This is a genomic window from Aeromonas sp. QDB30 (assembly GCF_027707645.1).
GTDB classification, from domain to species: domain Bacteria; phylum Pseudomonadota; class Gammaproteobacteria; order Enterobacterales; family Aeromonadaceae; genus Aeromonas; species Aeromonas caviae.
This window is the reverse complement of record NZ_JAPCIY010000005.1, coordinates 21,668-41,473: the sequence shown is the minus strand read 5'-3', so window position 1 is coordinate 41,473 and position 19,806 is coordinate 21,668. Positions and strand designations below refer to the sequence as shown.

22 protein-coding genes are annotated in these 19,806 nt (G+C 60.7%); 13 read left to right on the top strand and 9 right to left on the bottom strand.

The window, feature by feature from the left end; translation table 11 throughout:
• Window positions 1–28: 28 nt before the first annotated feature.
• Window positions 29–1,354, bottom strand: a complete 1,326-nt coding sequence (locus PG896_RS02645) for a maltoporin (RefSeq protein WP_048208175.1) — start codon at window positions 1,352–1,354, stop codon at window positions 29–31.
• 315 nt (window positions 1,355–1,669) lie between these two features.
• On the opposite strand from PG896_RS02645, the gene PG896_RS02640 reads away from it, so the two are divergent.
• Complete coding sequence (locus PG896_RS02640; RefSeq protein ID WP_010673395.1) at window positions 1,670–1,810, top strand: hypothetical protein; 141 nt, start codon at window positions 1,670–1,672, stop codon at window positions 1,808–1,810.
• Between the two features lie 71 nt (window positions 1,811–1,881).
• Here the strand turns inward: PG896_RS02640 and PG896_RS02635 are convergent, their stop codons facing one another.
• The 3 genes from PG896_RS02635 to PG896_RS02625 all read right to left on the bottom strand — a co-directional run bounded on the left by PG896_RS02635 (window position 1,882) and on the right by PG896_RS02625 (window position 3,618).
• Complete coding sequence (locus PG896_RS02635) at window positions 1,882–2,322, bottom strand: flavodoxin (RefSeq protein ID WP_039039423.1); 441 nt, start codon at window positions 2,320–2,322, stop codon at window positions 1,882–1,884.
• Between the two features lie 184 nt (window positions 2,323–2,506).
• Window positions 2,507–3,283, bottom strand: a complete 777-nt coding sequence (truC, locus tag PG896_RS02630) for a tRNA pseudouridine(65) synthase TruC (protein ID WP_324046314.1) — start codon at window positions 3,281–3,283, stop codon at window positions 2,507–2,509.
• Complete coding sequence (locus tag PG896_RS02625; RefSeq protein WP_010673392.1) at window positions 3,283–3,618, bottom strand: YqcC family protein; 336 nt, start codon at window positions 3,616–3,618, stop codon at window positions 3,283–3,285. The genes truC and PG896_RS02625 overlap by 1 nt, the downstream gene beginning before the upstream one ends.
• Window positions 3,619–3,815: 197 nt before the next feature.
• Between PG896_RS02625 and PG896_RS02620 the strand changes: the two genes are divergently transcribed.
• The 5 genes from PG896_RS02620 to PG896_RS02600 all read left to right on the top strand — a co-directional run bounded on the left by PG896_RS02620 (window position 3,816) and on the right by PG896_RS02600 (window position 6,764).
• Complete coding sequence (locus PG896_RS02620; RefSeq protein WP_270835349.1) at window positions 3,816–4,844, top strand: DUF3549 family protein; 1,029 nt, start codon at window positions 3,816–3,818, stop codon at window positions 4,842–4,844.
• A gap of 68 nt (window positions 4,845–4,912) precedes the next feature.
• Window positions 4,913–5,209: a DUF3301 domain-containing protein gene (locus PG896_RS02615; protein ID WP_039039421.1), complete on the top strand. Its 297-nt coding sequence runs from the start codon at window positions 4,913–4,915 to the stop codon at window positions 5,207–5,209.
• Window positions 5,210–5,268: 59 nt separating this feature from the next.
• The gene (locus PG896_RS02610) at window positions 5,269–5,505 is read left to right on the top strand and encodes a DUF2789 domain-containing protein (protein WP_039039420.1); all 237 of its coding nucleotides are present in this window, start codon (window positions 5,269–5,271) and stop codon (window positions 5,503–5,505) included.
• Between the two features lie 158 nt (window positions 5,506–5,663).
• The gene (locus PG896_RS02605) at window positions 5,664–5,969 is read left to right on the top strand and encodes a DNA-binding protein (protein WP_270835348.1); all 306 of its coding nucleotides are present in this window, start codon (window positions 5,664–5,666) and stop codon (window positions 5,967–5,969) included.
• Between the two features lie 9 nt (window positions 5,970–5,978).
• Window positions 5,979–6,764, top strand: coding sequence for a Zn-ribbon-containing protein (locus tag PG896_RS02600; RefSeq protein WP_270835347.1), 786 nt, complete (start codon window positions 5,979–5,981; stop codon window positions 6,762–6,764).
• A gap of 91 nt (window positions 6,765–6,855) precedes the next feature.
• Here PG896_RS02600 and syd read toward each other — a convergent pair whose 3' ends face one another.
• Entirely contained in the window at window positions 6,856–7,404 is a 549-nt protein-coding gene (gene syd / locus PG896_RS02595; RefSeq protein WP_270835346.1) for a SecY-interacting protein, read from the bottom strand.
• A gap of 105 nt (window positions 7,405–7,509) precedes the next feature.
• Here syd and queF point away from each other — a divergent pair, with 105 nt between their 5' ends.
• The 7 genes from queF to PG896_RS02560 all read left to right on the top strand — a co-directional run bounded on the left by queF (window position 7,510) and on the right by PG896_RS02560 (window position 16,580).
• A complete protein-coding gene (gene queF, locus PG896_RS02590; protein ID WP_042015869.1) occupies window positions 7,510–8,358 on the top strand; it encodes an NADPH-dependent 7-cyano-7-deazaguanine reductase QueF in 849 nt (282 codons plus the stop codon).
• Window positions 8,359–8,474: 116 nt separating this feature from the next.
• Window positions 8,475–10,745 carry a hypothetical protein gene (locus tag PG896_RS02585; protein WP_103858152.1) on the top strand — a complete coding sequence of 757 codons (2,271 nt, stop codon included), beginning with the start codon at window positions 8,475–8,477 and terminating at the stop codon, window positions 10,743–10,745.
• An 85-nt stretch (window positions 10,746–10,830) separates the two neighbouring features.
• Window positions 10,831–12,432: a GGDEF domain-containing protein gene (locus PG896_RS02580; protein ID WP_134997578.1), complete on the top strand. Its 1,602-nt coding sequence runs from the start codon at window positions 10,831–10,833 to the stop codon at window positions 12,430–12,432.
• A 158-nt stretch (window positions 12,433–12,590) separates the two neighbouring features.
• On the top strand, window positions 12,591–13,946 hold the full coding sequence (gene ppnN / locus PG896_RS02575; protein ID WP_270835345.1) for a nucleotide 5'-monophosphate nucleosidase PpnN: 1,356 nt from the start codon (window positions 12,591–12,593) through the stop codon (window positions 13,944–13,946).
• A 122-nt stretch (window positions 13,947–14,068) separates the two neighbouring features.
• Window positions 14,069–14,866, top strand: a complete 798-nt coding sequence (gene xni / locus PG896_RS02570) for a flap endonuclease Xni (protein WP_042015872.1) — start codon at window positions 14,069–14,071, stop codon at window positions 14,864–14,866.
• Between the two features lie 142 nt (window positions 14,867–15,008).
• Window positions 15,009–16,016 carry an isocitrate dehydrogenase gene (locus PG896_RS02565; RefSeq protein WP_049636264.1) on the top strand — a complete coding sequence of 336 codons (1,008 nt, stop codon included), beginning with the start codon at window positions 15,009–15,011 and terminating at the stop codon, window positions 16,014–16,016.
• Between the two features lie 120 nt (window positions 16,017–16,136).
• Window positions 16,137–16,580 (top strand): hypothetical protein, encoded by a 444-nt coding sequence (locus PG896_RS02560; protein ID WP_010673379.1) that lies wholly within the window; start codon window positions 16,137–16,139, stop codon window positions 16,578–16,580.
• 66 nt (window positions 16,581–16,646) lie between these two features.
• Here the strand turns inward: PG896_RS02560 and rlmM are convergent, their stop codons facing one another.
• From rlmM to PG896_RS02540, 4 genes are read right to left on the bottom strand one after another with little or no spacing between them, the layout of a single operon-like run.
• A complete protein-coding gene (gene rlmM, locus PG896_RS02555) occupies window positions 16,647–17,741 on the bottom strand; it encodes a 23S rRNA (cytidine(2498)-2'-O)-methyltransferase RlmM (protein ID WP_042864272.1) in 1,095 nt (364 codons plus the stop codon).
• The gene (locus tag PG896_RS02550) at window positions 17,734–18,120 is read right to left on the bottom strand and encodes a DUF423 domain-containing protein (protein WP_109112117.1); all 387 of its coding nucleotides are present in this window, start codon (window positions 18,118–18,120) and stop codon (window positions 17,734–17,736) included. Before PG896_RS02550 ends, rlmM begins: the two co-directional genes overlap by 8 nt.
• Before the next feature lie 43 nt (window positions 18,121–18,163).
• Window positions 18,164–18,799 (bottom strand): alpha/beta fold hydrolase, encoded by a 636-nt coding sequence (locus tag PG896_RS02545; RefSeq protein WP_221365738.1) that lies wholly within the window; start codon window positions 18,797–18,799, stop codon window positions 18,164–18,166.
• Between the two features lie 12 nt (window positions 18,800–18,811).
• Complete coding sequence (locus PG896_RS02540; RefSeq protein ID WP_052816326.1) at window positions 18,812–19,732, bottom strand: transcriptional regulator GcvA; 921 nt, start codon at window positions 19,730–19,732, stop codon at window positions 18,812–18,814.
• Between the last annotated feature and the right edge of the window lie 74 nt (window positions 19,733–19,806).

Genomic DNA, 19,806 nt, shown 5'->3' with positions numbered 1-19,806 from the left:
CAGTGACTAACTTAACTGAAGATATTGCTTACCACCAGGCTTCTGCTTGTACGCCAACCTGATAGGTGTCTTTGGAGGTGTTGCCTTCAAACACTTCCTTGTCTTCATCATTCGCCAGATAGGAAGCGAATACACGGATTTCCGGACGGGCCCAGAAGCTGGAGCCGGCAGACCAGGCCTGAGCCAGGGTCAGCTTGTAGCCAGCATCCTTGTCATCGGCAGCGCCATTGTTATAGCTGGTCTTGTCCTTGAAGTAACCGCCTTCGAAGATGGTCTTGTTGAAGTCATCCCACTTGTACATCGGGCGAACTACGACAGACATGGTTTCGGTCTTGTCGTTGGTATCCCACATCTCGTTGCCTACCCCGTAGACCAGCTGGTGACCCATCTCCCAGGAGTTGCCCATCGGGATGACGCCCCAGTTGATGATACGGTAGCCATCGGCACCGGCTTTGGCTTCGGCACCGTACCAGGAGCCATCACCGTAGTAGGCCATGGTCTTGGAGTAGCCTTCGGTACCGTACTGCAGCACGGTCTTGTTGAAGCCACCGAAGATGCCTTGAGTCAGTTCGGCGGTCAGCATGACGCCGTTCTTCATGTTGTCGTTCTTCAGATCTTTCTGGGCGTCGGTCTCATTGACCAGGGCATACATGGCGCCCACTTCCAGAGAGCCGTCCTGCCACAGCGGGATGCCGGCATAACGCACGTCCAGGGTGTTGACGTTCAGATCTTCGTTCTTCTGGTAAACCGGATCACCGTTGCCATCTACACCAGTCTGGGTGTACTGACCGAAGACATCACCCGCGCTGCGGTCGTTTCGGACCCAGGCCAGGGAGAGCTTGCCAGGACCAGCCTGGATGCCTTCGATACCGGCGCCGGCACCGGAGATGTTCCAGTAGTAGAAGTCAGAGATGTGGATGTCGTGACGTTGGTAGAAACGCTTACCGGCCCACAGGGTGGCTTCCGGCGCGAAGCCCAGCAGCCCCTTGGCTTGCACGTTGAACTGACGCAGGGCGAAGTCGGAGTCGCCGTTGCACTGCTTGGCATCGAAGTTACAGACGGTGCCGGTACCTTCCCAGTCGTTGGAGCCGTTGGACGCCATGGCGAACATGGAGTCTACGTAGAAAGTCTTGCCATCTTTGTTGAAGACTTCCTGACCCAGCTGGACTTCGCCGTAGGTATCATTTTCGTTACCCAGACGACCAACCTTGTTGACGTTGTATTTGACCATGTCCCCGTCACCGGAAACACCGACACCGGAACGGAAGTAGCCGTGGAAATCAACGGCGAAGGCGGCTTGGGAAGCCAGGGCTGCGGTTACTGCTGCAGCGATCGGGAGCCACTTTGCTTTCATTTTCATTTTCCTTATTCCCGCTGAGAGGAGTGTGATCCTGATATTCAAGTTCTTATCACCGGAAAAACGTTTTGGTGATAACCGAGGTCGATTATATGTACCCAAATTCCCTGCAAACATGAGCTGATTCACAAAACGATGACAAATCGCACGCCACCGACAACCAAGGCAACAAAATATCAATAAATTTGCATTTGTTGGTTCAAATCACCCATTAAAAGCACAAAAAATAAAAACAACAACCAAAGAAAGCGCTTTCAAATATTAATTCGCGACGAGAGTTAAGTGATAAATCCGTGTCGCAGTAGCAAAAACATGACTGAAATCGCTTTCAATGCGGAACTTTTAATTTTTCAATTTGTCGTGGGTGATGATGAATATGGCCAACCGGTTATCATCATTGGCGAGAAAAATAACCGGACGAAAGAGAGGATATATTTGGGGGCTGAGGCGTGACGCCCCAAAAATAAAACACCCCCGTCAGCACACTCACGGAGGTGAATTTATTCTCGGGGAGAAGGGTCTGGCTACAGTCTATTTTCCCAGGTTTTCAACCAGGCCAGCGCTGCCACTTCAGGCTCATCTTCTACCGTCGCATCGATTTCCAGGCGCACAACCAGTGGCTCGGCAGCCAGCTCCTGCAACAGAGCATCCAGCGTTCGCCCCGCTCCGCAGAAGTGTTCATAGCTGCTGTCTCCCATGGCGATGAGGGCATAGCGCCATCCCTTCATATAAGGAGCACGATCGGCCAGGGCACTGGCAAAGGGTTGCAAATTGGGCGGTATATCCCCCTGCCCCGTGGTGGCGGTCACGATGAGCAGAAAGCGTGAGGCATCGATGTCGGTCAACGCCGCGTCATCGAAGATCTGGCAGACATGGCCATTGGCTTGCAGGTGGTCACAGAGGGTCTCGGCCACCAGCATGGCAGAGCCGTAGACGGTGCCGACCAGGATGTCGATCTCGGCCATCAGCGACTCCTCAGGGACAGATATTGGACCCGGCAAGACCGGGATGGGTAGGAAGAGCCCCCCTGAACAGGCGGGGGGCACGCGATTGCGCAGGCGATATCTCGTTGAGCCATAAGTCATTCCTCTGACGTACCTGGGCTACAGCATGCCACAGCCCGGTCAGAGGCAACAGATGGAAAGAGGCTCAGGCGCCGTAGTCTTGCTCGCTGGCAGGCCAGCCCAGACGGGCGAACAGACCCAGCACCTCGGGGCCCAGGGGCGCCTGGATCCGCATCGGCACCTTGAGCACCGGATGCTCGAAGCTCAGACGGTGCGCGATCAGCAGCAGGCGGTCGCACCCGTAATGCTCGCGAAAGAAGCGGTTGTGCCGGCCATCCCCGTGGGTGGTATCACCAACGATGGGGTGGAACAGGTGATCCAGATGGCGGCGCAGCTGGTGCTTGCGCCCCGTCTTGGGAAAGAGGCGGACCAGGCTGTAGCGACTGGTGGGATGCTTCTTGGAGACGGCGAAGGGCAACTCGACCTGATGCAGACGACGAAACGCGGTCACCGCCTCCTGGGCGGGGCGATCCGGGTCGCTGAAGGCATCGGCAATCTTGTCCAGCTGCTCCTTGAGCGGATAGTCGATGAGCCCCTCTTCGGGGGCCCATCCCCGCACCAGTGCCAGGTACTCCTTGTGGACCTGACGGGCAGCAAAGGCCTCGGTCAGGGTGCGGGCCACGGCAGGATCGAGAGCAAACAGCAGCACACCCGAAGTGGGCCTGTCCAGTCGGTGCACGGGGTAGACATGACGACCCCCGATCAGATCCCGGGTCATCTGCATGGCGAAACGGGTCTCGGCCTTGTCGAGCCAACTGCGGTGCACCAGGAGACCGGACGGTTTGTTCACCGCCACCAGCCAGTCATCCTGATAAAGCAGTGTCGGCTGCAAGGCATCCGCTGTCCGGGTCTGCTCGTCCATCATTGTTCGACCACTTTGCCGGAGAGCAGCAGATCGAAACGGGCGATCAGACGAAGCAGGGCCTCGACCTCCGCCAGCTCCTCTTTATAGACCTCACTCGCCATGGGATAGAGGGAGACGCTGGTCGGCAGCGGAGCCTGCAGCAGCACCAGTTGTTCCATGCGCGGGATCAGCACGAACTGCAGCCACTGATCGAAACTCAGGGTATCGACACAGAACGGCAGCTCGCTTGCCAGCGCCTCGCTCCCCGGATGGTCGGCTTGCCAGCGTTCCAGACGTTGCAACTCGGCAGTCAGCTCTCCCAGCAGACCGGCAACCAGCAGATATTGATTCATCTCGCTCACTTCCTCATCGCGGGCCCGGTCTGCGACGGGGCCCCACTCAATACGGCCATCAAAAAGGGGCGCTACTATACACCGACCCCGCAATGGCTGCCATGTTGCCGTCACCTTCATACCCTGCATCACCGCCTCTGGCTATCTGGTGCAGCCCCCTTATAATCGCCCCCATTATCTTCAAGCGGGATCTCTTCATGTCTTCCATCAACACCCTGACCGAGTTTCTGACCCAGGCCGATACCCAGTTCCAGCTGTTCGATCTGGGCCGCCAGGTGCGCTCGCTCCCCAGCGACCTCTTCGTGCGCATCGAGCAGCAGCAGGAGCCCTACCCCTGGCCGTTGCAGCAGCACGCCTGGCTCGGTGTGCACTTCTTCCAGCCAACCGAATCCAGGCACTACCTCTGGTTCCTCAAGTTCGCCCTCGATGAACGCGGCCTGCTCATCTCCAGCGGCCCCAAGCATTTCATGGATCAGGTGGTAGAGACTCTGGGCTACAAGCTCACCGGTGAACTGGACGAAGAGAAGGCCCAGCGTCTGGCGGACAACCCCTACACCTTCCGTCCGGCCGAGGCCAAGATGGCCAGTGTGCACGCCAAGCTGGCCCGCCAGCTGGAACAAGCCCCTTCCGCTTACTACGAGGCCCTCTGCCACTATCTGGCGGCGCCGGGGGAAGAGGGGTGGCAGGCCCTGGGACTGCAAGGGTTTGCAGATCTCGCGGAGCGGCTGCAGGTTGAACGCAACCTGGCACTGGTCTGCAAGGCCTTGCCCGTACTGCCGCAGGCCCCTCTTTACGCCCTGTGCCAGAGCCTGGAGAACGCCCCCCTGCCTCCTGCCCTGCAAGGCGCATTGCTGGAGCGCATCGGCAAGGAGCAGGAGTGCGCCGAGCCTGACCCCGAAACCCTGGCCTATCTGTGCCGGGCACTGGCCTCCTGCCTGGGCAACGGACTGCGCACCAACAAGCTGCTGACCCTGCTGCAAACCCGGCCAAGTCCCTCCCTGCTCCTCGCCATCGCTGGCCGCCTCTGGCCCGATCTGAAACACCCCGAACTGCTCGGCCTGTTTCTGGAGCAGCTCGCCCTGCAACCCACCCAGTTCTTCAACCAGGTATTTGCCGAGCTCGTCACGCTACCGGCATTGCGCAATGATATGCTGGCAAAACTGCGTGACCCCGAACGCAGCGAGGCCCTGGGTCTGGCCATCGGTCGCCTGTTCGCTGCCACCTAGGCCCGACACAACGGCCCTGTTGCCTGAGGTGAACAGGGCCCCACACACATCACAGAAGGAACCCGCTGATGGGAGAAATGCTTGGGATCTTGCTGCTCGGCCTCGTTGGCTGGGCCTTCTGGCAACAGCGCCGCCAGGCGGAGTTGGCTTGGCAATACATGCGCCGCTACTGCCAGCACCACGACCTGCAACTGCTGTCGCTGGCGCGGACACACCGTGCCCTGGGGCACAAGCCCCTGCGCCTGCTCACCTACTACCAGTTCGAGTTCTCCAGCGACGGAGAGAGCCATTATCAGGGGCAGCTCTGCATGCAGGGGCTGCATGTCGCCGGTGTCGAACTGCCACCCCATCGTCTCCCCTCCTAGATTTGAGAGCACGGGGGCTGGCTATACTCTTCCACAGCCCCCTTCCAAGGAGTACCGACATGGAATTGCTCACCCATGACATGGCCGCCCTGTTTGCCCAGCTGGGGCTGGCCAGTGACGACATCAGCCAGCAGCGTTTTATCCGCGACCATCCCATCGATCGCCATACCCAGTTGCCCGACGCGCCGTTCTGGACGCCTTCCCAGGCAGGCTTTCTGCGCGATGCCCTCAGCCACGACGCCGACTGGGCGGAAGCCATCGACCAGCTGGATGTGATGCTGCGCCAGGGGACCTGATCCCCGCACTCCCGGCGGCCAGCGTTGGGTAGACGCGGAGCCGCCAATCCCCTCCCTCTCGCCACCCACGCCCTTCGCTCCGCTTTCCTGATGGACAGGCTTTGATTAAGCTCTGTGCCACTATCCACCCGCAGCAAGACGGCCGTGCAGGAGCCAAGATGTCAGCCCAAGAGATCATCCAGATAGCCAACGAACTCAGTGCCAGGGGGATCACCCCCTCTACCGCCATGGTCAAGGCCCGCCTCAGCCATCCCGTGCCCATGGCCGAGCTGCTCAAGGTGTTGAGCCAGTGGAAGCAACAACCCCAGCCTGCGGCGACAGAGCCTGCCCCCACCAGTACCCCCGAGGCGCCCCCCTTGGCCACGGAAAGCGTCACTCTTCAGCAACTGAGCGAACAGCTCGCCCGGCTGGAGCAGAAGGTCGATCGCCTCACCGACCTGCTGCTCAACCAGAAGCCGGATTGACCCATCGCCATGTATATCCTCGAACTCAACTTTGAATGCTACCGTGACACCTCCCTCGGCGAAGCCGAGCCGGCCATCGTCAACTACCTCGACATGCTGCGCTACCAGGGGCAGATCCTGGGACGGGAGTTTCCCACCAGCATGCAGGATGGTTGCTTCGTCAGCCGGGTGGTCTGCCCGGAGCAGGACAGCCTGCACCCGGACAACCAGAGCGAGCAGGTCGCGCTGGCCGAACAGGGCCTGCACCATGCGGGGCTGCTGGCCCCCAAGCCCCATCTGCTCGGCATGGATCTACTCTCCGACAGCACGGATCCTTGCGGCCAGGAGGGCGAGCGGCCGAGCTGGATGCTGCTCTACACCAGCTTTGTGCACACTTGCTCCCCCCTGCGCTGCGGCGATCATTTCGCCCCCATTCCGCTCTACCGTCTGCCCGCCATCGCCAACGGCGACCACAAGCAGATCATCAAGTGGCAGGAGGATTGGGAGGCCTGCGATCAGTTGCAGATGAATGGCTCCATCGCCGAGCACGCTGTGCTGCACGAAATCAGCGAGGTGGGCAGCCGCCTGCAGCGCCGGGGCAGCGATCTGGCCAGACGACTGGAGGGGCTCTGCGGGATCCCGACTTACTACTATCTCTATAGGGTCGGCGGCCTGAGCAAGGCGGCGGAGTTGGCACGCTCCTGCCCAGGCTGTGGCGGCGACTGGGCACTGGCAGCGCCATTGCACGAGATCTTCGACTTCAAGTGCGATCCCTGCCGGCTGGTCTCCAACCTCTCCTGGGACTTCAAGGACTAGCTCCGCCTGCGCCCTTCCCCCCATGAAAGAAGGGCCTTGCCAGATGGCAAGGCCCTTCTTGTTCATACAGGGCGAGGGAAAACGGGCCCGCCTACTGCGGCAAGGTCTCCAGCCGTGTGAGGAAGGCCGGCAGGGAGGGGGCCAGCACCAGACGGCGACCGGAATCCAGCCACTCCAGCCACACCTGACCGCTCTCGTTATCGAGCGACACCAGCGTCATCTCGTTGCGGGTGGTGGCGATGAAGAGCGAAGGGGGGCGCTTCAACTTGCGCAGCATCAGCAGGTGGCCGATGAGGTTCTCCTTGAGCAGATCCAGATCCGCCTCGTTCCACGGCAGTATGAGTTCGATGCGCAGCCCCTTGTAGCAGCAGGGGAGCGGGCGGCTGAACCAGTGGCCAAACAGGGCAAGGGCGCTGGGATGCAGGGTCAGCTCCAGGGCGTTCTCCATGGCCGTGAAGTCGGCTGCCTGCTCCCGCTGGAACGGACGCCAGGCGACCCGCCCCTCCCTGGGTTCATCCAGCTCGCAAGGAGAGCGCCAGTCGGCCTCCCAGTCGCACAGGGGCAGCCCCCGCCTTCCTTCACCATCGCGCTGCCAGCGTAAAAAGAACTGCTCCAGGGCAGACAGGACTTGATCCGACATCGATATTCCCCACAATAGCGGCCTCTGATGGCCGCAAGTACCTGATCGAAAAATCGGGCCATTGCACCATCAAACCCCTTATCAGACAAGCGTGAGCAAACCAGCATGAGCAAACAAGAGAGATACGCCGGCGCCAGTGCGCTGCAAGGCCTGAGCCTGGGGCAGCAGTCCGCCTACATCAGCCAGTACACCCCGAGTCTGCTGCAGCCCGTGCCACGCAGTCTGAACCGCGACGATCTTGGCCTGAGAGGTGAACTGCCGTTCCAGGGGTGCGACGTCTGGACCCTGTATGAACTCTCCTGGCTCAATGCCAAAGGCAAGCCCGTGGTTGCCATCGGGGAGGTCTTTGTGCCTGCTACCAGCCCGAATCTCATCGAGTCCAAGTCGTTCAAGCTTTACCTGAACTCCTTCAACCAGACCCGCTGCGACTCCCTGGAGGCAGTGCAAGCGCTGCTGGTTCAGGATCTGAGTGGCTGCGCTGGTGCCCCGGTGAGCGTCACCCTCTTCACCCTCGACCAGGCCCCCCACCAGATAGCCCAGCTGCCCGGTGAGTGCATCGACAACCTGGATATCGAGGTGGACGGCTACGAGTTTGACGAAACCCTGCTGCAAGGGGCCGCCGGTCGCGAGATCGTGGAGGAGACCCTGCACAGCCACCTGCTCAAGTCCAACTGCCTGGTGACCAGCCAGCCGGACTGGGGATCCGTGGTGATCCACTATCGCGGCCCGCGTCTCGACCGGGAGAAGCTGTTGCGCTACCTCATCTCGTTCCGCCAGCACAACGAGTTCCACGAGCAGTGCATCGAGCGCATCTTTACCGATCTCAAGCACTTCTGCGCCCCGGAAAAACTGACCGTCCATGCCCGTTACACCCGCCGCGGCGGCCTGGACATCAACCCCTTCCGCAGCGACTGGGAGCCGGTTCCGGCGAACCTGCGCCTCATTCGCCAGTAATCACCGGCGCCGCCATCCTGCGGGCTGCGGCCGGCTGCGCATCACCTCAGTAAACTCTGGACGGGCGGGGGTGGGCTTGGATAACATGCCTGCACCTCCGTGCCGTTCTTAATCCAATGAATCAACTGTTTTTTCTGGCAATGATGATGTCCTCCCTGTCGGCTCCTGATCTGGATCTGGCCAAGGAGCAGTTGTCCATCGACCTGCAGCAGGCCCAGACCCTGGTGCTGACCGATCCCGCCAGATGTGCCCAGATTGCCACCTCCTTCCTCGAACGCACGGCTAACAATCCCAAGCAGATCATCAGCAACCGTCAGGAATACGGCTATCGCGAGCCGATGCTGAACTACGGTACCGCCACCCAGACCACGGGCGCCTATCTGCTCAAGGGGGAGTGTCTGCAGCAGCTAGGGCAGTTCGCCCAGGCACAGGAGTCCTTTGAGCAGGGCATCGCCATGGCCGAGAAAGAGCAGCAGTTCGAGCTGCAGGCCCATGGGCTCTATCTGCTGGTTAGAAGCCGCAACCTGCAACAGCATACCCATGGCGCCGCGGCCCCCCTGCTCGACAAACTCGACAAACTGCTGGCCAATCCCGACCTCAAGGAGAGCCAGTTGCAGGTCTACAGCCGCTTGCTGCGCGTCAACGCCAGCATAGAGGAACGGCAATTCGATCTCGCCAAACAGCAGCTGGCCGAGACCCGCAAATGGGCGGATCACGCCAAACAGCCTCTGGCCAGGGCCTGGACCAGCGCCGTGGGCGGGGATCTCTATCAGGCTCTGGGTCAGCCCCAGCTTGCACTGGGGGAGTACATCGAAGCACAACAGCAAGCCAAGCCCCTGCAGGATCCCCTCTTCCTCGGCCTGCTCTCGAACCAGATGGTCAGCCTCTATCAGGAAGAGCAGGAGCCACAAAAAGCGCTGCAATACGCCAGCGAGGCGGCCAACTATTTTCATGCCCTCGGCAATTCCTCCATGCTGAGCGACGCCCTGATCGTGCTCGCCCGTCTCAACCGGGATCAGGGCGAGATGAACATGGCGCTGGTCTATTTCTTCAATGCCCTCGACCTGCTGGACGAGAGCAGCAACCGTACCCGCATCGCCCATCTCAAGTTCGAGATAGGCAAGACCTACCTGCAGACCGGCAATCTCAACCTGGCGCGAAACTACCTGAACGCCGCACGCCAGTCCCATGAGCTGGGGGATGACAAGGAGTCGCTCATCGACACCCTGCTGTTGCTGGGAGAGCTGCACCTCAAGCAGCAGGAGGCGGGCATCGCCATCCTGCAGTTGGAGAACGCTCTCACCCTGGCCAACCGGATTGGGGACATCCGGCGCCAATTCGAGATCTTCCGCCTGCTCTCCGTCGCCTATGAGCAGAAGGGTTACCTCCAGCAGGCCCTGGAGAGCTACAAGAATTACCACCAGCGCAGCGAACTGGTTCGCCAGCAACAGCTGGCGCTGGAGCAGGAGGCGGTGCGCGACAACTACGCCCAGGTGGAGCGGGTGCAACAGGTCAAGGAGCTGGAACAGCAACTCGACGCCAGCCAGCACCAGCAGGAGCGATACCTCTGGACCAGCGTCAGCACCGGGCTGCTGCTGGCACTCTTCATCTATCTGTTCTTCACCCTCTGGCTGAAACTGCGGGTCGCGCGCCTTCATGCCAAACAGCTGGGAGAAGCCCTGCTGGTAGAGCCGCGCAGCGGCCTGGCCAACTGGCAGCGACTGATGAGCCGCTGGCCGCGGGAGATGGCCAAGCGCCAGCAGAAATCCGAGCGCTGGTACCTGAGCGAACGCCCCACCAGCGAATTTGACGACAAGCTGCACTACCTGCTGTTCCGGGTTCCCTTCCTGATCAACAGCCTGGAGCAACACGGCTATCAGGTCAGCCGCGAGATAGAGCAGGCCTTCGGCCGCTACGTCAACGAACTGACCCCGCAAGATGGCCGCATCTACGACCTGCGCGAAGGCCACCTGCTCTATGTGGTGCCCCAGCGCCACGTGGCCCAGTTGCATCAGCTGGCTCAGACCCTGCTCGACACCCTGGCAGCCTTCCCCTGCGAGCACCCGCTGGACAGGCGCATCAGCCTCGGCATCGTCAGCCATCCCTTCCTGCCCAAGGCGGCCATGGCCCTCGATCACCACGGCCTGTTCGATCTCTGCTACCTAGCCCTCTCGGGAGCCATTCAGCTCAGCGAAAAATGCCAGCAGAGCGTCTGGCTTGAGCTGGCCGCCATCGATTGCCAGCAGGCCGCATTTTTTAACGGAGATGTGTGGCAATGCTGCTTGATGGCAATTGACAAGGGACTGGTAAAAGTAAATTCTTCTCATGAAAAGCAATGGGTTAACTGGCTTGCGCTTTCACGGACGAAGGTTGCGGACAATCCGTGACAAAAAGGTACTCAACGGGGTCTTTGATTGGCTTTCTGTTGCTGGACGAAACAAAAACGATAATGACAACAGGGCGACCTGAAGAATGAATGATATGGCTGCCGTAACAGGACAACTGGCAAGACTCAGGGAATCCCTCCAGCAGAAACAGCAGGAGCTTGACGGCATGGCGAGCTTCTCCGATGCCGAACGCACCCGCAGTATCCAGTTCATCGGCAAGTTGATGCAAGCCTGTCGCGGCCACGATCGCGAGCTCGACAACCGGCTCGCCAAGCTCAAGCAGAAACTTGAAGGCAACCCTCCGCTCACCTCCATCGATGCCGATCTGATCGCCATCGAGAAGCTGTTGCAGCAGCACAGCCACACCATGGAAGAGTCCATCAGCCTGACCCGGGCAGCCATCGATCTCGGCAGCAAACAGCTCAAAACCATCAAGGGGTTTCCGGAAGATACCCGCCGCGCCCTCAAGGAGTTTCTCGCCAGCCCGGAGAGTTACGGCATCGGCGATCACCAGAAGAAGGTGATCCGGCTGCTGGAGTTCTACCAGCAGGCGATCAAGATCCAGCTGCTGCCGCGCAAGCCGCTGATCCCCCCTTCGGCGGAGATCCCCACCGAGCTCTCCAGCCCGGCCCCTACCGACTCCTTTGACATCAAGGCACATGCCCAGATTTCAGACGAGTTGCAGCGTCTCATCACCGAGCTCGACTTTGCCGGCGCCGTGGGCGAGAGCCTCGCAGACATCCGCCGCCAGTTGCTCGGGGGCATCACCCCTGCCCTGCTGGCCGAACTCTGCCTGCAGATCATCGAACTCATCATCGAGGGTACCCGGGAAGAGCGCAAAGCCTCCCAGGCGTTTCTCAGCACCCTGAACGAGAGTCTCTCCTCGGTCCATTACAGCTTTACCGAATCCCTGGATGAAGGGCGGGCGCTGCAAAATGCCGCCCATCTCAGCGGACAGGCGCTGGAGCGGGAACTCGCCGCCATCGATCGCGCCATGGCAGCCCATGACTCGCCACAGATACTCAGGGGCGCCATTTCTGGGCATCTGGACACTATCCGCCGGCTGCAGCAGGAGCGGGAGGAGATGGCCAACCGCGAGCGCCACCTGCTCACCCACCTCTCCAACATGGAAGCCAAGCTCAGGTTGATGAAGGACGAGACCGCCGAGTACAAGAAGCGGCTCAGCATCCAGAAACACAAGCTCTTCCTCGACAGCCTGACCCAGGTACACAACCGGGCGGCCCTGGACGAGCGGCTCGAGCTCGAATACAAACGCTGGTTACGCTATGGCACCCCCCTGTGCCTGGCCATCATCGACATCGACCACTTCAAGCACATCAATGACAACTACGGCCACATGGCCGGCGACAAGGCATTGAAGGTGGTTGCCAAGGCCCTGCAGAACGCCTTGCGCGACACCGACTTCATCGCCCGCTTTGGCGGTGAGGAGTTCGTGGTCTTGCTGCCGAACATCAATCCGGACAAGTACCAGAAGCCGCTGGAGAACCTGCGTCAGACCATCAAGAGCATCCCGTTCCGCTTTCGCGATGCCAGGGTCGAGATCACCATCTCCATCGGTGCCACCCTGTTTCGGACCGGCGACCATACCACGGATGCGTTCGAGCGCGCCGACAAGGCGCTTTACAGTTCCAAGCACTCCGGCCGGGATCAGGTCAATCTCGCCTGAATCCGCTTTGAGGGGCGGCTAAAAAAGCGGCAAACGCACAGTCCCCCTATTCCCCTGCCCACCCCCTTGCCTCTACTATCGAACCCGAGGGATGCCAAAGCATCCCGTTTTCTCCCCAGGGAAAGCACAACGATAACAAGCGAGTGAAAGGGGAAATTATGATTACACACATCAATCCCGTGGGCAGCATGGACCTGCTGTCCCAGCTCGAGGTGGATCGCCTCAAGCAGACGGCCTCCAGCGATATCTATCAACTGTTTCGCAACTGCTCGCTGGCGGTCCTCAACTCCGGCAGCCATACCGACAGTTCCAAAGAGATACTGGAACGTTTCAAATCCTTCGATATTCACGTGATCCGGCGCGAGCGCGGGGTCAAGCTGGAACTGTTCAATGCCCCCGAGCACGCCTTTGTCGATGGCGAGATCATTCGCGGCATTCAGGAGCACCTCTTCTCGGTGCTGCGGGACATTCTCTATGTCTCAAATCAGCTCGAGTCCAACCGCCTGGTCAATCTGACCAACTCCACTCATATCTCCAACGTGGTGTTCGCCATCCTGCGCAACGCCAAGGTGATCCTGCCCGGCGCCGATCCCAACCTGATCGTCTGCTGGGGTGGCCACTCCATCAACGAGATCGAATACCAGTACACCCGCGCCGTGGGCAGCGAGTTGGGCTTGCGTGAGCTGAACATCTGTACCGGCTGTGGCCCGGGTGCCATGGAGGGCCCGATGAAGGGGGCCGCCGTCGGCCATGCCAAACAGCGGGTGCGCAACGGCCGTTACATCGGCCTCACGGAGCCTTCCATCATCGCCGCCGAACCGCCCAACCCCATCGTCAACGAGCTGGTGATCCTGCCGGATATCGAGAAGCGGCTGGAAGCCTTCGTGCGCCTCGGTCACGGCATCATCATCTTCCCGGGCGGGGTCGGCACCGCCGAAGAGCTGCTCTATCTGCTCGGCATCATGATGCATCCGGCCAACGAGCGGCAGCCGATGCCCATCATCCTGACCGGCCCGAAAGAGAGTGCCGACTACTTCCGTGCCATCGACGATTTCATCAAGGCGACCCTCGGTGAACCGGCGACCAAGCTCTACCGGATCATTGTCGGCGATGCGCCGGAAGTGGCCCGGGTGATGAAAGAGGCGATGCCGAAGATCCGCGAATACCGCAAGTCGGTGGGAGATGCCTACTCCTTCAACTGGTCCCTGCGGATCGAGCCCGAGTTCCAGCTACCGTTCGAACCGGATCACGCCAGCATGGCCAGCCTGGATCTGCATCGCAACCAGCCGCCCCAGCTGCTGGCAGCCAACCTGCGCCGCGCCTTCTCAGGCATCGTCGCAGGCAACGTCAAGGAAGGGGGCATCAGGGCCATCGAGAAGAAGGGTCCCTTCAAGCTGCACGGCGACAAGGAGCTGATGCACCTGATGGACAGGTTGCTGGAGAGCTTCGTCAAGCAGCAGCGCATGAAGCTGCCGGGCAGCCAGTACGTTCCCTGCTACGAGATAGTCAAATAGCCGGGACACCACAATGCACCGGAGGGGCCCATGGGCCCCTCTTTCATTGACTGGTCTTCTACGGGGTTAGCAGGAGACGCCACCATTGTTACAATGGCACTCCCCGACGCCCGGAGTGCCCCATGCCACACCTGCTCATCATCGATGCCCTCAACCTCATCCGCCGACTGCACGCGGTGCAGAGCCAGCAGGGACTGACCCCGGCCCAGGCTCTGCTCGCCACCCGTGCCAACCTCATCAACACCTGCAAGAAGCTCCTGGCGGCCAGCGAGCCAACCCACGCCATCGCGGTCTTTGACGGTGAGGTCCACAGCTGGCGCAAGACGCTCTATCCCCCCTACAAGGAGGGCCGCACCCCCATGCCGGATGAGCTGAGAGAAGGGCTTGCCGACCTGCAGGACGCCTTCTGGGAGTGCGGTGTGGATGCCCTGCTCTCCCAGACCGACGAGGCGGACGATCTCATCGCCACCCTGGCAAGCGGCATTGCCCAGCACGGCGCCAGCGCCACCATCATCTCCACCGACAAGGGGTTCTGCCAGCTCATCTGCCCGCAGATCCGGGTGCGGGATTACTTCAACAAACGCTGGCTGGATGCCGCCTTCGTCCAGCAGCAGTACGGCGTTACACCGACCCAGCTCGTGGACTTCTGGGCCCTGACCGGTATCGGCGGCTCCAACATCAAGGGGGTGCCCGGCATCGGCCCCAAGACCGCCACCCAGTTGCTGCAGCAATACGGGGACCTGGCTGCCATGCTGGAGGCCTGTGAGCGGGAGGAGGCCACCAGACCCCTGCTCAAGCTGCGCCAGCACCGGGAAGAGGCCCTGCTGGCCCAACGCCTGGTCCGGCTGCAGCACGATATCCCGCTCGGGTTCAACCTGCGGGAGATCCGCTACCCTCCCGTCCCTGATGCCGGGGCGTGATCCCCAGCACACCATTTCCCAAGACAGGCCGTACCTGTTGACATAAATGGGTAAAATGTAAAGAAACATGGAGAATGTGGTGCAAAAATGGTATAAAGCCGACGAATCCTCCCCCTCTGTTCCCTAGAAGTGGATACGCCTCATGTCAAAAAGAAAGATTACCGTCATCCCGGGCGACGGCATCGGCCCCAGCATCATCGAATCCGCCATCCAGATCCTGACCCACGCGGGTTGTGACTTCGACTACGAATACGCAGACGCCGGTCTGGTTGCCCTGGAAAAACATGGCGAGCTGCTGCCCCAGGCCACCCTCGACCTGATCGAGAAGAACAAGGTCAGCCTGAAAGGCCCGCTCACCACTCCGGTCGGCGGCGGCTTCACCTCCATCAACGTCTCCCTGCGCAAGAAGTTCAATCTCTACGCCAACGTGCGCCCCGTCCTCTCCTTCAAGGGCACCAAGAGCCGTTACGACAACATCGACATCATCACGGTGCGCGAGAACACCGAAGGCATGTACTCCGGTGCCGGCCAGAAGCGCAGCGATGACAACCAGAGCGCCGAGGCGATGAGCATCATCACCCGGGAAGGGGCCGAGCGCATCGTCACCTTCGCCTTCGAGCTGGCGCGCCAGGAAGGACGCAAGAAGGTCACCATCATCCACAAGGCCAACATCCTCAAGTCCACCTCCGGCCTGTTCCTGGAAGTGGCCCGTCAGGTCGCGGCCCGCTACCCGGACATCCAGAACGAGGAGATGATCGTCGACGCCGCCTGCATGAACCTGGTGATGTACCCGGAGCGCTTCGATGTGATGGTCACCACCAACCTGTTCGGCGACATTCTCTCGGATCTCTGTGCCGGTCTGGTGGGGGGGCTGGGCATGGCGCCAGGCGCCAACATCGGTGAAGGGGCCGCCATCTTCGAAGCGGTACACGGCTCTGCGCCGGACATCGCCGGCAAGAACATCGCCAACCCCACCTCGGTGATCCTCGCCTCCATCCAGATGCTGGAGTATCTCGGCATGCAGGACAAGGCGGAGCGCATTCGCGAGGCCGTGCGGACGACCATCGAGTCCGGCGATCGGGTGACCCGTGACCTGGGGGGCACAGCGTCCACCAGCGAATTCACCCAGGCCATCATCGACCGTCTATAAATAGAATCCAACCATATGATTTTAAAAGGGAGCTTCGGCTCCCTTTGTTTTATGCCAACGCCTCCCTACCTCCCTCGCCAGATGAATACTATGTTGATATGAGGGATAAGGAGATCCACCATGCGTGCTACTTTCATCTTGCTGATTGTCAGCAGCAGTGCCACGGCATTAGACAGGCCAGTCGACAATGCCTGGTTGACGCCGCCTCCCCAGCACGAGGCGCCAGCCAAGCAGACCTGGCAATCCACCCTGGATACCAACGATCTGCTCAAACAGCCCAAGCCGCTCTCCCTGGGGGTGGATATCACCACCGACAGCAACGGTAATCGGCAGATCACCCCCTATCAGAAACTGAACCTCACGGCAGAGAAGAGCGTCAGCCTCTCCTTCGAAAAGCAAAAGCCCAGGATCAAGTTCAACGCTGGCGGCATCAACACCTCGGTCAAGCTTCGCGGGGATGGCGTCAAGATGCAGTTCAACCCCAGTGACAAGACCATTCCCCTGCAAATTGAGCTGAAGATCACCGACGACGAGTCCATGATGCGTCTGGACTACCGCTTCTGATGGCCCAGACACAAAAAAACCGGACGTCACCGTCCGGTTTTTTCATGCCCTGTTCCCGATGCTGCTTCAGGACTTGGGAGACAACTTGGAGACCCAGAACTTGTTGTAGACGTGCACCGTGATCTCTTCGCGATCGTGATAGAGCTGTTTGGCCTGAATGATGAAGCCGCTGTCGATCTCGGCCAGCAGTCCGCGCAACACCTCGATGTTGTGCACCGCCTCGGCGTAGCGCTTCTTCATCGGCAGCTTGAGGTTGAACATGGCTTCCTGACAGTCGTTCTCCCTGAACCAGTCGGCCACCATGTGGGTCACTCGCGCCGGTTTGTCCACCATGTCGCACACCAGCCAGTAGGTATTCTTCTTGCTCGGCCGCCACACGAAACCATCGTCACGGATGTGCTTCACCTGACCTGTGTCCATCAGGGATTGGGCCATCATGCCGTTGTCCACCGCCGTCACCATCATGCCGCGACGCACCAGCTGATAGGTCCAGCCACCCGGGCAGGCACCAAGATCCACGGCCTTCAGGCCGGAGCACAGGCGCAAGTCCCACTCTTCCTTCGGCACGAAGACGTAGAACGCCTCTTCCAGCTTGAGGCTGGAGCGGCTCGGGGCATCGGCCGGGAATCGCAGGCGCGGGATCCCCATGTGGAAGGCAGAGTTGTTGAAGGAGTAGGAGTACCCCAGCATCAGGTGGTCGTTGGCCAGGAAGAAGGCGTGGAACACGGGACGGTTCGGGGTCTCCTTCTTGGTCAGGATCTCGTTGCTGCGCAGCGCCTGGCGAAGCGGCACGGTGAACTTGCGGCAGAAGGCGGAGAGCTCCTTCGCCTCGTTGGTGTCGGCCGTCTCCACCCGCAGATCCCCGCAAATGGCGTAGCCACTCGCCGCCTCCAGGATGGGAGAGACCCGATCGCTTATTTCCAGATCTTTCAGCTCGTGGGTCACCACCAGCATCTGGCGAATGAAGATGAGCTCGCGGAACGGCAGCTTGCGCGCCAGCAGATCGGCCTGCTCCTCGTCATACAACTCGAAGATCACATAGCCGCTGTCGTCCTTGACCCGGGCAAAGCCGTAGCACTGCATGTTGCCGGCACGCTCGGTGATCTCTGCCGCCGCCTCTTTCTCAAAACCCGGGCGGCAATAAAGCAGCAGATTATTCATTCTTTCCTCCAAGACGACAGCCGACCCACATCAGAGCCGCCCATCCCAACATAAAACAGAGGCCACCGGCCGGGGTGATGAGCCCCAGCCCCTTGCTGCCAAGCAGCACCATGGCGTAAATACTGCCGGAGAATCCCAGGATCCCCAGCACAAAGACGGCGCCCGCGAAGGTGATCACCTTGCCGCGCACGCCGCACAACCCCAGCACCAGCAGGGCCAGGGCGTGGAAAAACTGGTATTGCACGGCGGTGTTGAACGCCGCCAGCAACGAAGGAGCAATGCCGGTCGCCGCCAGCCCATGAGCGCCGTAGGCCCCGAGCATGGTGGCCGTCAGGCCGAAGAAGCCCGCCAGCACCAGCCAATGTCGTTGGATCTGCATCTTCTCTCCTTGCACGCTTCTTCTCTCGACCCGCTCGAGATGGTCAGGAGCGGCCCACCGCCGCGATAAAATCCTTGATCCGCTCCGCAGCCAGTCGCAGGTTCTCCTGCTCGCTCATGCCGCTCGCCTTTCTCGGTTTGAAACCATGATCCCCGTCGGTCAGCCAGTGGACCGATACGGCGGGTGAGAAGGGGAAATCGGCCAGCTCGGCGCGGGAACCGAAGGTATCGCGCTCCCCCTGCAGCAGCAGCGTGGGCGTCGTGATCTGCTTGAGCACCTCGCCCCGCCATGCGTCGGGCTTGGCCGGGGGGTGGAAAGGATACCCGAGAACGATCAATCCTGCAGCATCCATCTCGTCGCCCCCCTCGCAAAACAGCTCGGCCGCCATCCTTCCCCCCATGGACTTGCCCGCCAGAAACAGCCGGGGATGGGCAAACTGGCGCACCATCTCGCGCCAGTGAGCCAGCAGCACGGGTTGTCTGTCCGGCGGCCTGCGTTTGCCGTCCTGAGCCCGTTTGGTCATGTAGGGGAAGTTGAAGCGCACTACCTCGATATCCGGCCCCGCAAGCAGTCGTGACAACTCGGCCAGGAAGCTGTGCTCCATGCCCGCCCCCGCGCCGTGGGCCAGCAGAATGCGAACGGGGGCGTCACTCGCCCCCTCTCTTGTCAGGTCAGTCACCAGGTCAACTCCTCAGGCATCGGCAAGGCGGGCACGCCTGCGGGCCTCTTCCTGCTCCACCAGTTCCAGCATCCAGTCGCGAAAAGCCACTATCTTGCCCTGATCGGACTGCTGCTCCTGACACACCAGATAGAAAGCGTTCTTGCTCACCAGCACCTGCTCGAACGGGCAGATGAGACGACCCGCCTCGATCTCCGGCTGGGCCAGCACGCTGTGGCCGAGCGCCACCCCCTGACCGTGGATCGCCGCCTGGATCACCATGGTGGAGTGGCTGAAGATGGGCCCCTGATTGACATTGGGGGCATCGATGTCGAGCTGGCGGAACCAGGCCTTCCAGTCGCGCCGGGAGGTGTCGTGCAGCAGGGTGTGACGGATCAGATCGTCCGGGGTGCGCAGGGGCTTGGGGCCGGTCAGCAACAGGGGCGAGCAGACCGGGATCAGGTACTCGGTGTGCAGCTTGTCCGAACGAAGACCCGGCCAGTTGCCGCGGCCGTAGTAGATGGCCACGTCCACGTCGTCGGTCAGCGACCCCTCGTCCATGTCCACCGCCTTGATCCGCACATCGATGTCCGGGTGGCGTTCGCTGAACTTGACCAGGCGGGGCACCAGCCACTGGATGGCGAAGCTCGGCTGCAGGGAGACGGTGAGCGCCCCCTTGGCGCTGCGGGCCAGCAGCTTGTCGGTCGCCTCGGAGATGGAGGCAAAGATGTCCTTGATATCGAGGAAGTAGCTCTGCCCCTCCTCGGTCAGTAGCAGGGAGCGATTCTTGCGGCGAAACAGCTTGATGCCGAGATACTCCTCCAGCGCCTTGATCTGGTGGCTGATGGCTGCCTGGGTCACGAACAGCTCTTCTGCTGCGCGGGTAAAGCTCAAGTGACGAGCCGCGGCTTCAAACGCTTTCAGTGCATTGAGCGGAGGTAAACGACGAGACATGGAATCGGCCGACGATGAATTTTTCTAATGGGGCGCATTATAAATTGTCGGTTGCGGGTCGACCAGTGAATAAA

Excerpts from the sequence above, each read along its gene's own strand:
- PG896_RS02635 (WP_039039423.1), bottom strand. The coding sequence starts at position 2,322 with ATGGCCGAGATCGACATCCTGGTCGGCACCGTCTACGGCTCTGCCATG.
- PG896_RS02585 (WP_103858152.1), top strand. The coding sequence starts at position 8,475 with ATGAATCAACTGTTTTTTCTGGCAATGATGATGTCCTCCCTGTCGGCT.
- PG896_RS02605 (WP_270835348.1), top strand. The coding sequence starts at position 5,664 with ATGTCAGCCCAAGAGATCATCCAGATAGCCAACGAACTCAGTGCCAGG.
- PG896_RS02610 (WP_039039420.1), top strand. The coding sequence starts at position 5,269 with ATGGAATTGCTCACCCATGACATGGCCGCCCTGTTTGCCCAGCTGGGG.
- rlmM (WP_042864272.1), bottom strand. The coding sequence starts at position 17,741 with ATGAATAATCTGCTGCTTTATTGCCGCCCGGGTTTTGAGAAAGAGGCG.
- PG896_RS02565 (WP_049636264.1), top strand. The coding sequence starts at position 15,009 with ATGTCAAAAAGAAAGATTACCGTCATCCCGGGCGACGGCATCGGCCCC.
- xni (WP_042015872.1), top strand. The coding sequence starts at position 14,069 with ATGCCACACCTGCTCATCATCGATGCCCTCAACCTCATCCGCCGACTG.
- PG896_RS02560 (WP_010673379.1), top strand. The coding sequence starts at position 16,137 with ATGCGTGCTACTTTCATCTTGCTGATTGTCAGCAGCAGTGCCACGGCA.
- PG896_RS02550 (WP_109112117.1), bottom strand. The coding sequence starts at position 18,120 with ATGCAGATCCAACGACATTGGCTGGTGCTGGCGGGCTTCTTCGGCCTG.
- PG896_RS02640 (WP_010673395.1), top strand. The coding sequence starts at position 1,670 with ATGACTGAAATCGCTTTCAATGCGGAACTTTTAATTTTTCAATTTGTC.
- PG896_RS02540 (WP_052816326.1), bottom strand. The coding sequence starts at position 19,732 with ATGTCTCGTCGTTTACCTCCGCTCAATGCACTGAAAGCGTTTGAAGCC.
- truC (WP_324046314.1), bottom strand. The coding sequence starts at position 3,283 with ATGGACGAGCAGACCCGGACAGCGGATGCCTTGCAGCCGACACTGCTT.
- syd (WP_270835346.1), bottom strand. The coding sequence starts at position 7,404 with ATGTCGGATCAAGTCCTGTCTGCCCTGGAGCAGTTCTTTTTACGCTGG.
- queF (WP_042015869.1), top strand. The coding sequence starts at position 7,510 with ATGAGCAAACAAGAGAGATACGCCGGCGCCAGTGCGCTGCAAGGCCTG.
- ppnN (WP_270835345.1), top strand. The coding sequence starts at position 12,591 with ATGATTACACACATCAATCCCGTGGGCAGCATGGACCTGCTGTCCCAG.
- PG896_RS02615 (WP_039039421.1), top strand. The coding sequence starts at position 4,913 with ATGGGAGAAATGCTTGGGATCTTGCTGCTCGGCCTCGTTGGCTGGGCC.
- PG896_RS02580 (WP_134997578.1), top strand. The coding sequence starts at position 10,831 with ATGAATGATATGGCTGCCGTAACAGGACAACTGGCAAGACTCAGGGAA.
- PG896_RS02620 (WP_270835349.1), top strand. The coding sequence starts at position 3,816 with ATGTCTTCCATCAACACCCTGACCGAGTTTCTGACCCAGGCCGATACC.
- PG896_RS02600 (WP_270835347.1), top strand. The coding sequence starts at position 5,979 with ATGTATATCCTCGAACTCAACTTTGAATGCTACCGTGACACCTCCCTC.
- PG896_RS02625 (WP_010673392.1), bottom strand. The coding sequence starts at position 3,618 with ATGAATCAATATCTGCTGGTTGCCGGTCTGCTGGGAGAGCTGACTGCC.
- PG896_RS02645 (WP_048208175.1), bottom strand. The coding sequence starts at position 1,354 with ATGAAAGCAAAGTGGCTCCCGATCGCTGCAGCAGTAACCGCAGCCCTG.